The sequence below is a fragment of the Pedobacter sp. V48 genome, assembly GCF_000523515.1.
Taxonomy (GTDB): Bacteria; Bacteroidota; Bacteroidia; order Sphingobacteriales; family Sphingobacteriaceae; genus Pedobacter.
Map to the genome: position 1 here is coordinate 293,979 of NZ_AWRU01000001.1, position 13,444 is coordinate 307,422.

Consider the following 13,444-nt stretch of genomic DNA (forward strand, 5'->3'; position numbering starts at 1 on the left):
ATTTAAATGATAAGATATAGTCAACGGTTCGCCGCCGTTTGGCTAAGAATTAAGGCCGTTCCTGCGCAAACAGGATCGGTTTTTTTATTTGTTGCTACTGCATGATCCTCCTCCTTCTATGTAAATGGTTTGTCCTACAAATTTTGATCGTATGTTCATAGAGAGATTTAGTGTTTTAAGAACTTCGTTTATAGATTTGTTCCTGAATCTTGCAGTCAGCTTGCAACCGGTATAGTTAGTTTTTCCGGTATTGATTTTGATGTTGTACTTTCTTTCTAAGGCTTCAAAAACTTCATTAAACGGAGTCTGTTCAAAGATCAGTTCACCTGACACCCAAGAATCTACATCACTACTGGAAATGCTTATTTTATGGGCCACAGACTTTCCCCTGTCATATATCAATTTTTCACTTGGCAATAGAAATACTGCCTTAGTAGTTTCAGATGTGGTTACCCCGACCTTACCCGAATTGACGGCAACTACCATAACCCCTTCGGTATCATAAGCCCGTACATTGAAACTGGTTCCATAAACCGTAGTATTCATTCCTGCGCTACTGACGACAAAAGGATGTGATGAATCATGCGTGACTTCAAAATATGCTTCTCCTTTCAGTTTCACCAACCTTAGCTTATTGTCTCTAAAGTCACGTTTATAGCGAATTTCACTTCCTGAATTCAACCATACAGCTGTACTATCTGGTAGTAAAACCCTGCTCATCTTGCCTGGGCCGGCACTTTTCGACACCCATTCTTCAGACTGTGCTGGATTTTGAGCTGCTTGGTAGTAAAAAAGCGCTGTCAGCAGGAAGATGCCAGTCATTGCTGCTACCAAGCCGTACTTCCACCAGCGAGCGACATTATCTGCCAGTGTGAGCTGAGCTGCCGGACTTGTTTCAGAAATTCTTTCCCTTACGGTTTCAAAATCTAGTTGTTGTTGAGCCGGTAATTTCCCTGTCAACCTCCAGAGCACCTGTATCTTTAGATATTCCTCTTGGTGTCCTCTATTTTCGATAAGCCAGGCATCAAGCATGGTCGCTGACTCGACTGTCTCTTCATCAGACAAACGTTTGACAATACAATCCCATAATTTATTATCCATAATTATCCTCTTTCAACAGTAAAGACAATTGTACGGGCAGAAAATACGGGCTGTACTTGGTTAAGCTTCTGTTAACTTTCTATGAATTAAATGTTGGGACTGATCATAGATAAACTGCATACTTTTTGAAAGATGGTCTTCTACAGTTCTAACCGAAATCTGCAGCAATTCCGCTATCTCTGCATAGCTGAATCCTTCAATTCTATGCATTTTAAAAACCAGTTGCCGCCGCTCAGGAAGTTTACTAATAAGAAAATGTAGAAAAACCAATTGTTCAGATTCATTTGTAACCACATCCTTAAAGGAAAGATCAGAAATTGCAGTGAGATCATCCTGCTCAAGTAAGGTCAGTGAGTTGTTCTTATGCTGCTTCAGATAATTGAGCGCGGAGTTTTTTATCGCCCTGAACAGATAACCTTTTAGGTTATCAGGCTTGGTTTTGTTAAACCAAAGCTGCACAAATAGATCGTTAACTAAACTCGCTGCGGCTTCTTCATCCTTTACAAAATAAAGGGCATATTGATGCAGCATGCCACTCCAGCGTTTATAGAGCACCTCAAAATTAACCAGCTCTTTATTTGACCCCATGATATTATCCGCAAAACTCGACAAGGGATATAAATAAGATATTAATTGTGAGTTACTTTTACTTTATTGTAAAAAGGAGGTTGTATCACATAATATGATGACGCGCCCTCCTTTTTTGATATTGCTTTTTACAGGTTGTTTACTTCAAATCCACCATAGCTTATCATTTCGGCGTTGTGCGACACAATGAGCTTAAGCTTCATTCTTTCAATAAGGTCTTTCGCCTGGGCGATATTTCTGTGCAGATCGTTAATGCCCCTGATCTCAATCCCTTTGGCCATAAGTTTAAATTTGCTGGGCTCAAATTTATCAATGAATTTTTGCAGGTCTGAGCTCATGCTTACTTGTGTTTTTTCCATGTTAATTTTTAATCTTGCTATAGGCGCAAAACAAAACAAATCGTTTAAACTCATTGGTCAGCCAATGTTATCTTATCGATCACAGCTAAATTTCGAAAAGCATATCCATGTGCCTTTCTTATTGAAACTGATCGGTTAGGATTAAAATGATGCTCTACCGCTATTGATGACCTCGGCTACTTTTAGTTGATATCTTTTAGGCGTATCTACCGAACAACCCATAGTTAGGGTGGCTGTACCTTGAATATTAAAATCAATAGCCACTTTTTCGCCAACTTTTTTTAAAGATTCAGATAGACCAGTAGCTTTTATCGCATTGGTATACTTAACTCCGTTAAGCGTAAGGGTATCACCATATTGCTGAATTGCCGAAGCAGAAGACACAATTTCAATCAACCAATAATCTTTGGAAACATCCTCGTTACAGCGCTCCCTTCCGATTACGTATCCGCTGGCCATGTTGTAGGGCACCTTAAATGGGTATTTGTTGTTGCAGCCCTCCACGATAAAGAAGATCAGGATGGAAAGAATTAGCATGATATTTTTTTGATTCATCACTTACTAAAAGTTAACATTAAATTATTATCGTAAATTAAAATGAATGCTTGAAAGGTTAGATTAGAGGTCGCCTATATTGGAAGATGGTATAAGACCAGTTTTCCTTTTTTTAGTTTGTATTTCAATGGTGTACCTGCCAGTTGGTGATCAAGGATCTGCTTTAACGAGACATCTTTGTAATTGCTCTCTTTTGCCTGATAGGCTGCCAGCATCCTGACATCGAATTCAAAAGTTGTGCCTACGCTCAACTGAAGGCGATAGATGACACTTTCAAGGATTTCTTTCTGGTAAACGATGATGTTGATCTTTTTTTCCAGCATTGTCACTTCATCATATCGATATCTTAGATCTGCAGGCCAGCAGGTGATTATCCAACATAACAATAGGATTATATTTTTAGGCATATGGCTTATTCATTAATTATCAGAGATGATCTTTATTGTGCTTTTCTGGCTTGAGTTCTGACTCGTTTAACTCCTGCTCTACTTTTTTCTGGTCTTTTCTGTTCCTGCAGATCAGGAATAGGATCAGGGCAATGACCAAGATCAGGACGGGCACGACAACCAGGTAATTGATTTCCATAATACATTTACTAAACTGATACAGAGACAAATATAAAAACGGGATATGAACTGTGTGTTAACCATGAATTTTTTAATTGCTCAGGTGATGTGTTCGTAAATAAACCGGGCCGGCGACTACCGGCCCGGAATTGAGCATAATCAAATTTAAATCCCTTATTTTAAAAACATTTTCCTGATCGCATTATTTCCCGGATCTACAATGTAAATATTGCCTTCACCATCTATCGCCATATCATCCCTGCTAGAAAACGCTGCTTCATTTAAGCCTCCATCTTTAAACCCTCTGTCAGACTGCGTTGAAACGGTATTTAACTCATTTAAGGTCATGTTCAACTTTCTTGTCTTTTGTGCAAAACCATCAGAGAAATAAAAATTACCTTTACCATCATAAATAAATCCTTTTGGTGAAACCAGCATCGACTGGTTTTTAGGCCCATCAGAATTTCCGAATTCACCATTCCCTGCCCAGCCACGCAGATTTGACTCATCCACCAGGCCAAAACGATTAATATAAAGATTATCGTTATCTGTATAGTACAGGTAAGAGCCGATAATAACCGGTCTTGCTTGTTCATTCCCCCCGTAAAATCCTCTTACAGCTGATCTGACTCCAGATTTATCTACCTTGGTCATGCTGTACTGTGTCAGCACATATAAAACTCCATCATCATCAATGGCCACTTTACTAGGACCATTAAGGTTTACCGCATAAGTATTTACCACACCAGCAGGGGTAATTTTACGGATACTCTGATTAAAACCGTCAACGACGTATAATATATCCTGCTTATCAATCACCATACCTGAGTTAAAGCTAAAGTTAAACCGGGCCGCGGTACCCGTACCATTCTGATTGCCGGCTTCCTTTGCCGGACTTCCCGCAAATACTGAGATAACGCCTTGTGGAGTAATTTTTTTAATCACATGGTTACTAACTTCCATCACAAAAACGTTTCCATGACTATCCACAGCAATACTTGCACCGCGTTCACGAATATCCAGACCAGTTTGATTTGGCCCACCTGCTAAAGTCATTACACCTGCACGATTGAAGTTAACCGGTGACAATGCACTTTGACCTGCATTTATCACTTTTACGGGGCCAGATGTTAAAGCAGGTGGTGTAATTACCACCAAGCTGGTAGCTGTTGCGCTAACTACCTGTGCTGTTATCCCATTAAAAGTCACTGTATTTGCGGCAGCAGTAGCACTAAACCCCGTTCCGGTAATGGTAACCTGTGTGCCGGCCAGGCCATTATCAGGAGTCATTTTAGAAATACCTAAGCTCTGGTCTTTAAAATCAGGACCTTGAACAATCTGATCATTTACATTTAAAATTATCTTCCCATCACCTGTTCCACCTGGTATATTTAAGGTAATCTTAAAAGGTGTTGCAGTCAGAACAACGGTACTTTTTCCATTTATAGTTATCTTATTTTCATCTGTATGGGCACTAAAGTTTAGCCCTAAAATGGTCATTTCAGCACCTGAAGGTCCGCTCAACGGCGTTACCGATTCAATTACCGGCATCGGTACAACTGTAAACAAAGGTCCCGTCACTTTTTGATCATTAGTGGTAACTGATATCGGGCCGGTCTGTACATCGGCAGGCGCAACAACTACCAGGTAATCTGCAGTTGCTTCAGTTACCAATGCAAGTTTACCATTAAAATCTACATGGTTACCAGCAATTACCTCATCAAAACCACCTCCGGAGATTTTAACGCGTGTACCTTTGCCACCACTTGCAGGCTTAATGCCCGATATAACCTGGAACTTAAAGGTTTGTCCTGAAGCCTCTTTTCCATTTACCTTAACAGTTACTGGTCCAGTGCCCGCTTCTTCAGGTACTTCAGCTACCAGCAAATTATCGCTAGCACTAACTACAATGGCTATTTTTCCATTTATATACACTTCCGCAGGGCCTGTTGTACTGCTAAAACCCGCACCGGTAATGCGAACATGTGTTCCTGCAGCCCCGTTTACCGGACTGATCGCCTGTACACTTAGCTCCTGATAAGTATAGTTACCAATATTGATGCTTTGCTCATTTACTTTCATTTCAATGGCCCCGCTTGTTGCCGAAGCCGGTGCACGCATGACCACAGCAGTAGCGGTTGCACTAACAATGTCGGCCTTTACACCAGAAAATGTGGCTGATATTTCATCGGCCTTATTGCTAAATCCAGTGCCTTCTACTGTTACCAGTGTGCCTTGTGCACCACTGTTCGGATAATAATCTGTAACTGCCAGAGGCACTTTAGTTAATTCTGTCCTGTCCTTTTTACAGGCACTGATCAACAAAATAAAAAGGCTTAGCATACCGAGCCATTTATGCATCCCGGTATTAAATTTTCTTGAATAACTCATATCGTATATCATATTTCGATTGATCTGTATCACTTAAAAAGTATATCTCGCTCCCAGTTGCAACTGTGTTCTTGAACCATAATAGTCAATACTATAAGGCTTGCCGGGCGATTTAAACTGGTACAATGGATATTCACCGGAATTTTGGGATGGAGGGAATAGTACCGGGGTTAAACCAACACTGGAGGTAGAGTTGAATGTATTTGGAGAGAAATACTGAACTCCCCAGCTTTTATTAATCAAATTGGTAAGGTTCATTACATCAGCGGTAAACGTAATAAACTGTTTTTTGCTTGCATTAATAAACAGGTCATGAGAAACATGAAGATCTGCCTGTACATTCCATGGCGTACGTCCTTCATTTCTTTCAGTAAACCCACCACGTTTGCTGCTTAAATATTTATCTGCATCAATAAAACTATTAAAAGCCTCTGCCTGCTTAATGGCTGTTGAGGTAGCGTTGTCCTGGAAATAACGAACCGCTTCTTCTTTGTAAGGGATATAGGTCAGACTTACTTGTTGTGGCAACCCTTGGATGCTATTATTAACCACACCATAAGTAAACGGACTGCCAGATTGTGCACTTACAAACAGGGACACATTGGTTCTACCCGCCTTAGCCCACATTTTATTGTAACTAATGGTACTTACAATACGGTTTCTGATATCGAAGTTGCTATTGGCCAACGTAGGGTTATTGGGTACCAGCGACTGATTCAACTGCCAGTTCGATTCCATTGAGTTACGCACGCCATTGGAAAGGTCTTTTGATTGGCCATAGGTGTAAGACACCGAAGCCTGCAGCTGATCAGCAACGTTTTTGCTAATGCTAGCCGTTAAGCTGTAACGATAACCTTTGCTGGTATTGCTAAGCAGATAGGTATTTGAAAAACGCTGATCTACTGTTCCGCTATATACCGGTTGCTGATGGCTTTTATCATAGCCATAATAGGTTGGATTATCCTGCACGTTCAATTGCTGAAACAATACATCCTTAATATTTTTAGTATAGATAGCCTCTACGCCAAATTTCCACTGGCTAGCTGTATTATAGTCCAAACCTAAGCTGGTACGCAATACCTGCGGCATCACAAAACCATTATCAATTAAATCGATCTGGGTTTTACCACTATTGGGATTATTAATCGTTGCGCCATTTTGCTGTATAAAATCAGCAATACCATTTGCACCACCGGCAAGCGGATTGCTACCGGGGACAAAAGGTTTCTGATCAGCCTTCTGGTCAAAACCTCCAAAGCTATCGCCATTGTTATAGAATGCATAAGCCAACCAGGCCATAGGAATCCGCCCTGTAAAAAGCCCTGCACCACCACGTAGAATCAGGCTTTGATCACCGTTCCAATCATACCTGAAACCTACTCTCGGCGACAGCTGTATTTTATTCAAATAGTTGTTCGTAATCCTGCTTAAAGGTGTATAGGTATAAGAATTTCCAAAATAAGAATCGGCCATTGCCTTACGGGTCTTTTGGCTCAATTCTGGCCTGTCACCCAGATAAGCCATATCTGCTCTCAGCCCTGGAATTACCTTCAGCTTGTCAGATACACGGATTTCATCCTGAAAATACAAACTGTACAAATTGATGTTAAACTTAGCTCCGGGGTGCTGTTCAATATACGAACGGTTGTTATTTTTATAACTATATGCACCACGAACACGGTAAGGATTGTTGCTGAGGTAATCTTCAATACTTAAATAATCTACCCTTCCGTTCCATGCGTTTACAAAACCATAGTTGATGTTATAAAACTCATTGTGTGTACCCATGGTAAGGGTATGCCTACCGATGTTCCAGTTTAAATTGGCAGTAAGTTCTAAGGTTCGCTGTTTCATATTAAAGACACTTGCTTCGCGGTCTGTTCCAAGGTAAATGGTAGTACCAGGCGTTCTGCCGGCAATTTGTACCTGAGGCAAACTTGGATCGCCAAAAGGATCTCTCGAATCGTTTACAGTAGTAAAGCCTGCCAGTAAATTACCCGATAGGCTATTACTAAACCTGCTTTTAAGTTCGGCCACGGTAGAGCTCTGGTTATTCTTTTGCAAAAAGGCCATACTGCTAAACCTAAAATCCTGCTGATCCCTGTCCATATGGGAAGCTTCAGAAATAATCGTGTTATTTCTAACAGCAAGCTGATGCTTGTCGTTTATGTTCCAATCTACACGGTTAAAAAACTTGGTCGACTTTGCATAGGTATTAAACGACCCTGCAGTTCCGGCGTTAAAGAAATTGGCAGCAGTAATGTCATCGGCATCTTTAGCACTTAAAATATGGCTGGTTTCGGCAATACCCGCAATAAGTTGTGAGGGATCTTGTCTGTGGGTAACCTCCTCATTGCTAAAGAAAAACAATTTGTTTTTAATGATAGGAAACCCAACGCGAAAACCAGTCTGGTAATCGTAAAAGTCGCTGTTCATTTTCCCTAATGATCCTACCCTATCCTTGCCCGTTATCGTAGCATTACGACCAAAACCATATATCGATCCACTAAGAGAATTGGTCCCGCTTCTGGTTACCGCATTTACAGATCCTCCGGTAAAATTACCGATCTTCACATCGTAGGGAGCTAAATAAACCTGCATATCTTCAATTGCATCAATGGATATCGGATTGGTTCTGGTTGAACTTCCGGCCATTCCAGATGTGCCCGATTGGCCTCCCAAAGAAGGGCTAAATCCGATTGCATCGTTATTAATGGCACCATCAATTGTTACATTGTTATACCTAAAGTTGGCACCACCAAAACTATTGTCTTTACTGGCCTGTGGTACTAAACGGGTAACATCAGTTATACTCCGTGACACCGTAGCCATATTACGAACCTGATCGGCACTGATGTTTTTCCCTGAGCCATAAGTACTGGCCTGTGCTCCTTTCTTTGTAGCTTTAATTGCTACTTCCGTAAGTTGCTGTGCCTGATCACTCAATGCAAAGTTTAAAACGACTGCCGCACCCAAACGGATAGAGATTCCATCCCGCTTATCGCTTTTCATGCTCATCATACTTGCTTCTACAGAATACGGACCTCCAATACGAAGATTGGGCAAATAATAATGGCCGTTTTTATCTGTAGCAGTCGCATATTTAGTACCTGAAGACTGATGTATCGCCGTAACAGAAGCACCCGGTAACGGTTGCCCTCCGGCATCAAGTACCTTTCCATTTAAAGTACCACTGGTTTCCTGACTTACCGCAACAAAGGGCAGCAGCATACACAGGAGTAAAAATATTTTGTGAATTGTATTTCTTACTGTCATCTCTAAAATCTTAATTACTGTGTAATTTTCAAAAGGCTTCCAATGGTATGCACTACACCGTTCCCGGTAAGTACATCCTGTTTTGTTAATTGGATAACCGACGTATTTCCTGTTCCTTTCAATTCTATACCTATAAATGCGCCCGCTACTTGTGGATTGGGCTTAAGGATCACCTGAATAGATTTGCCATCAATCATGGTTTGGTCGCTATGGTTAGAAGCACCCGTGCTCAGTACATAATCGTACACAAACCTGCGGTCAGATAAAATATGATAGCGCATTAAACCCTGCAAAACTATAGGATCCATACTATTGATCTCTTCAATAGTATTCAATCCGAAGGCAATCATTGCAGCATTACTTGGCGCAAACACAGTATAGGGGCCCTGGTCATTTAATGTTTCTGCTAAACCAGAACGTTGCAAAGCCTGATAAAACAAACTTAGATCTCTATCTGAAGCGATGGCCTCTATAACCTTATTATGGCTATATGGCTCCAGTACACGATCTATCACCTGGATTAACCCATTAGATGCACTTACATTTTTTGAGACTATTTTAGACCCATTAATTGTTAAAATGGTATCACCTTGCTTCACCCAGTGTGTTACAAAAAGCTTACCCCCGTTGGCAGATTTAACTTCCTGATTAAACAGAAAAGGCAATTTATCAAACTCGTAAACTCCATTCAGGATGTGGTAATTCATGATAGAGGACACCCTGGAAGGGTCCATACTTAAGATGGCTGTTGCATTTCCAAAACCAGCAATCTCAAAAGCAACGTCCGAGGGTGCAATAGCGGTATACAAACCTTCCTTGTCAGTAATTTTTGCCAATCCTGTCCTTATCAAGGCAGTATTATAAACAGAAAGGTTAAAATTATCTGCTATAATTGCACTGATCTTATTGTTATCGAAAACTTTAACCGCATCATCCTTTTTACAGCCGCTAAGGATCATGCCACAACTGATCAGCATAAGGAAAATGCCCAATGGTCTTATTGATATTCTATGTAAATAATTCATGTTTCTATTAATCTTTATGAGCTAATGATACTGGTCAGAATTTAAAATCCTTAGGCGGCATTAACCGGTTTACCGCATGTATTGGCCCCATTAATGTGTTGATGTCTCCCTCAACAATAGTGGCGGCCGAGTGAGTGGATGATTTGACTTTTAGAGTTACTTGTCCTGCTTCATTTTTACCAAAATCAAATGGCATATACATAATTGGAATGGTTCCTGTATACCCAGAGGTTGTCAGCGCATAGTCCGACAATAGTTTATTGTTCAGATCGTTCGAATAAAAACTATCCGGATTGTCGTCTCCGGGCCCCCAACCATCCTTTTCTTTAAAAAGCCTACCCCAACGATGCATGGCCAATAGGGTATCGGTAGCATAACCAGTACCTACCTGCTCATAGGTATCCCAATCAAAATACGGAAGAGGATTACGGTGATTCAATGCCATCAAATCATCTACAGTCTTAAATCCTGCCTGATGAAAAGCTTCATCCGTAGGAGCAAAAATAGATTTGAAGACCAGGTAATTATAGTCGATAGACAATCCTTTGGGAAATCGATCGCGATCAACTGCTCCCATCATAGCCTCATCCCAAAGCATATCGGTTTTGGTCATAATTTCCACATACATTCCAAAACGGCCATCATCCTGCAACGCCTGTAACATGGTTTTTTCTGGTTTTTTCAGCACATGGTCTATTGGCCAGAAGGTTCCGTTTTTTGCCAGTGTAGCTGCTGCGCTTCCGCTTTTCTTACCGTTAATCAGCAGTTCGTTGCCTGATACATTGATGTATTGCCTGTAGAAATAAGGATCAGTCTGATACTGATTATCGTATCCCTTTACTTTTATATAGGTATTTTCGAGTAAGCTGATACCAATCGTATTCTCTCCCCTTTCACTTAGGTCTTTAGGGTTAACAGCGATCGATAAAGCATGGTAAAGCAGTAAGCTGTCCAATAATTCGGGGCTGGTATTATTTATCACCTCCAATGTCATTCCATCGGCAATAAATGCAGCATCACTTGGCACCAATAAGGTTAGCGGCGTATTATTGCCCCTTTTTTCCAAAATGCTATTCATGGTACTTCGTTTCCACGCTGCTTTAAAAAGTGTATATGGTGATGCCTCCAACACTTCATTCAGTGTAATCGTTAAATCTTCTGCAGGTACCTGCACCCCTTCTACTTCAGGCTGAAATTCAGCTTTTCTGCAAGATGCCAGTGTTACAAATAACAGGCAGATGGCAATTAGTTTTAAATTCATCTTATTCATGTTATGGATCATCTAATTATTCTTTACTGCCTGCTCAGGAAGGATCAAGATCCCCTGAAGATCCTGTACCAGGCCATTATCTGTAAGGTTATCTATCGCTTTCTGATCGTGTCCTTTTACACTGGTAATAATATCATAAGGGTAGTTTTTATTGGTCCTTACTTCGACATTATAGCCAATAGATTGATCGTAAACATTTCCGTAGTTGAATCTACCGGCAGTAATTGTCAAGATATAAGTATCGTTAGCTACCGGATGGAAGTAAAAGGAATTGCCGTTCATGATACTGAATACCACAAAATCTGACACAAAAAAATGTTTCTTTCTCATCACGTAACAGCCAAACAGACGATCGCCCATATAACTATTTACATTTAGCTCAGCAATTGCTTCAGCAGTCATACCTACAGCTTCAAACTCCTGGTTTTTGGGGGCCAGTATGGTATACGGTCCTTCTGTTGACAATTCATCCCAGAATCCAAACTTCTTTAATCCGCTTACCAGGATGCTATATTCTGGTCTTGCAGATAACCAACCTTGTACAGTGGTATTTGTAGTAGCTTTCATTACCCTATCCAGTACATGTAATGTACCATTGGCCAGCGTTACATCTTTCCTGCTGGCAAGGGAGCCGTTAAAATATAAGGTATTGCTGTTGTCTCTGGTTACAGTTGAGGTATACAGCTCAGTACCCGCCATGGTACGGTAGCGTACATCAATCCCATTAAAAGGGATATCCTTTACCATGATCCGCTCATCTAAAATATGGCGTTGCACCAGGAATTTTAAAGTATCCGGATTCATTTTATCAAGGTCACCCGGGCGGTTTATCCCGAGAATATTAAAAGCGGCATTATTGGGTGCCAAAATGGTTAACTGCGTGGCGCTGTTTAATTGCGGCCCTATTCCTGTTTTCTCTATTGCCGCGGCAAATAAGCTGAGGTCATAGTTGTTCTTTACAAAGTCGAAGCCGGCTCTGAAATTTTCATTCGTCTTATCAATATGCAGATCATCGTGCTTACAGGAATTTAAAGCCAGTAACCATAACACCGACAAGAGGTAAAGAAATTTCTTTAATGATTTGTATTTCATTGTTCTATTTTTTGGATTAAATCATTAGTAAATTGGAGGTGCATATTTACGCTGTATGGTGCTGAGGTAAACATTTCCGTTTACAATCTCGATGGTATTTACCGTGGCAAACGACCGTGGATTATATGTGCCGGAGTGGATGTTTACAAGCATATTGGGTAGTACAATTTCGTTCCATCGCGTATAATTCGGGTATGGTGTTAAACAGTTTATAGAAGCCCAGTTTCCATCCGTTTGATTTACTGTGGGGCCATAAGGAATGTTTCTAATGTCCATTCCGGGGGCCAGAAAATCAAATCGTTGCCACATGTCAGTAAAAATACCTCCTGCGCTTGCATCGGCAAACAACGGAAAGCTGTAATACGGGCTAACTTCTAGCACATCAGCATTTCTGGTTAAATTGCCCAGGTATTTCCCATTGTAACCAGCTAATTTTGGCGAAGAAACAGTCCTGTTTTTATACAGGGTTACAAAAATGTTCATCTGGTCTTTAATTCCATTTCCCATGGCACCTTTACCGTATTCATTACCTCCTTTAGCATCGTTATCTGCCTGCCAGTAACCTTTGGCACTCATGTTATAGAAATTGACATAGACTGAAGAATCGGATAATGGCAGTTTGTGAAAATTCTCTTTCCGGAGATAAATGCCATTCCTTTTGGTCAAATAATCTTTCTGTAATACATGCAGCGTATACACTTCCTTGCTATCTAATACCATCGTGGTATCAATCAGGAAACTCTTTTTCAGTTTAGCATCCAGGTTAAAAAACGGAACCGTATTTTTTGGCCGGAACATGAAAACAACGCGGTGCTTACCTGAAGGAATCTGTGCCCAGCTGCTCAAATCGAAACCATTTAAAACAGGCCCTACCAACACATTTTCCCTGCCCGGATATTCAGGATTGTTTACACTAGTGCCACTCCCGATATGAGATGGGTAAGGTGGCGCATAAGGATCACGCTGATCCAGAAAATCTCCTTTAATCTTAGCGTTGACAGGCATACCATTCTGATCCATTTCCGGATCAATCAACATGGTTAAAAAAGGGAGCATTTCATCTTTATTATCGATCCCGATCTTATAATTCAGGTTGTTAAAAACCCTTAGATAAGCCGGATCATCGATTTTTTTATACTCTACTTTGGAACAGCCTGTTGCAAACCACAACAGGACAATAGCAGCGTAAAATATGCTATTCTTCATTCTTGATGGTAACAT

12 protein-coding genes and 2 pseudogenes are annotated in these 13,444 nt (G+C 40.7%); all 14 read right to left on the minus strand.

Annotated elements, in window-relative coordinates; genetic code table 11:
- Positions 1-84: 84 nt before the first annotated feature.
- A complete protein-coding gene (locus tag N824_RS01095; protein ID WP_161662241.1) occupies positions 85-1,065 on the minus strand; it encodes a FecR family protein in 981 nt (326 codons plus the stop codon).
- 96 nt (positions 1,066-1,161) lie between these two features.
- Positions 1,162-1,689, minus strand: a complete 528-nt coding sequence (locus tag N824_RS01100; protein ID WP_048903276.1) for a sigma-70 family RNA polymerase sigma factor — start codon at positions 1,687-1,689, stop codon at positions 1,162-1,164.
- A 128-nt stretch (positions 1,690-1,817) separates the two neighbouring features.
- Positions 1,818-2,048, minus strand: coding sequence for a hypothetical protein (locus tag N824_RS01105; protein WP_048903277.1), 231 nt, complete (start codon positions 2,046-2,048; stop codon positions 1,818-1,820).
- A 141-nt stretch (positions 2,049-2,189) separates the two neighbouring features.
- The gene (locus N824_RS01110; protein ID WP_161662242.1) at positions 2,190-2,606 is read right to left on the minus strand and encodes a hypothetical protein; all 417 of its coding nucleotides are present in this window, start codon (positions 2,604-2,606) and stop codon (positions 2,190-2,192) included.
- 71 nt (positions 2,607-2,677) lie between these two features.
- Entirely contained in the window at positions 2,678-3,010 is a 333-nt protein-coding gene (locus N824_RS01115; RefSeq protein ID WP_048903279.1) for a hypothetical protein, read from the minus strand.
- A gap of 19 nt (positions 3,011-3,029) precedes the next feature.
- Positions 3,030-3,188: a hypothetical protein gene (locus N824_RS32905; protein ID WP_200869783.1), complete on the minus strand. Its 159-nt coding sequence runs from the start codon at positions 3,186-3,188 to the stop codon at positions 3,030-3,032.
- Positions 3,189-3,343: 155 nt separating this feature from the next.
- Positions 3,344-4,720, minus strand: a complete 1,377-nt coding sequence (locus tag N824_RS38160) for an IPT/TIG domain-containing protein (protein WP_373419271.1) — start codon at positions 4,718-4,720, stop codon at positions 3,344-3,346.
- 24 nt (positions 4,721-4,744) lie between these two features.
- Positions 4,745-5,137, minus strand: a pseudogene (locus tag N824_RS38165) (IPT/TIG domain-containing protein); the annotation flags it as partial.
- 84 nt (positions 5,138-5,221) lie between these two features.
- Positions 5,222-5,572: pseudogene (locus N824_RS38170) on the minus strand (IPT/TIG domain-containing protein); the annotation flags it as partial.
- A gap of 21 nt (positions 5,573-5,593) precedes the next feature.
- Positions 5,594-8,791 (minus strand): carboxypeptidase regulatory-like domain-containing protein, encoded by a 3,198-nt coding sequence (locus tag N824_RS01125; RefSeq protein WP_235206951.1) that lies wholly within the window; start codon positions 8,789-8,791, stop codon positions 5,594-5,596.
- A gap of 59 nt (positions 8,792-8,850) precedes the next feature.
- Positions 8,851-9,861 (minus strand): fasciclin domain-containing protein, encoded by a 1,011-nt coding sequence (locus N824_RS01130; protein ID WP_235206952.1) that lies wholly within the window; start codon positions 9,859-9,861, stop codon positions 8,851-8,853.
- A 34-nt stretch (positions 9,862-9,895) separates the two neighbouring features.
- Entirely contained in the window at positions 9,896-11,122 is a 1,227-nt protein-coding gene (locus N824_RS01135) for a fasciclin domain-containing protein (protein WP_161662243.1), read from the minus strand.
- Positions 11,123-11,143: 21 nt separating this feature from the next.
- The gene (locus N824_RS01140) at positions 11,144-12,223 is read right to left on the minus strand and encodes a fasciclin domain-containing protein (RefSeq protein WP_048903283.1); all 1,080 of its coding nucleotides are present in this window, start codon (positions 12,221-12,223) and stop codon (positions 11,144-11,146) included.
- 24 nt (positions 12,224-12,247) lie between these two features.
- Positions 12,248-13,444, minus strand: coding sequence for a hypothetical protein (locus N824_RS01145; RefSeq protein WP_048903284.1), 1,197 nt, complete (start codon positions 13,442-13,444; stop codon positions 12,248-12,250).

Excerpts from the sequence above, each read along its gene's own strand:
- N824_RS01100 (WP_048903276.1), bottom strand. The coding sequence starts at position 1,689 with ATGGGGTCAAATAAAGAGCTGGTTAATTTTGAGGTGCTCTATAAACGC.
- N824_RS01105 (WP_048903277.1), bottom strand. The coding sequence starts at position 2,048 with ATGGAAAAAACACAAGTAAGCATGAGCTCAGACCTGCAAAAATTCATT.
- N824_RS01115 (WP_048903279.1), bottom strand. The coding sequence starts at position 3,010 with ATGCCTAAAAATATAATCCTATTGTTATGTTGGATAATCACCTGCTGG.
- N824_RS32905 (WP_200869783.1), bottom strand. The coding sequence starts at position 3,188 with ATGGAAATCAATTACCTGGTTGTCGTGCCCGTCCTGATCTTGGTCATT.
- N824_RS38160 (WP_373419271.1), bottom strand. The coding sequence starts at position 4,720 with ATGCCGGTAATTGAATCGGTAACGCCGTTGAGCGGACCTTCAGGTGCT.
- N824_RS01125 (WP_235206951.1), bottom strand. The coding sequence starts at position 8,791 with ATGCTGCTGCCCTTTGTTGCGGTAAGTCAGGAAACCAGTGGTACTTTA.
- N824_RS01130 (WP_235206952.1), bottom strand. The coding sequence starts at position 9,861 with ATGAATTATTTACATAGAATATCAATAAGACCATTGGGCATTTTCCTT.
- N824_RS01135 (WP_161662243.1), bottom strand. The coding sequence starts at position 11,122 with ATGAATTTAAAACTAATTGCCATCTGCCTGTTATTTGTAACACTGGCA.
- N824_RS01140 (WP_048903283.1), bottom strand. The coding sequence starts at position 12,223 with ATGAAATACAAATCATTAAAGAAATTTCTTTACCTCTTGTCGGTGTTA.
- N824_RS01145 (WP_048903284.1), bottom strand. The coding sequence starts at position 13,444 with ATGTTACCATCAAGAATGAAGAATAGCATATTTTACGCTGCTATTGTC.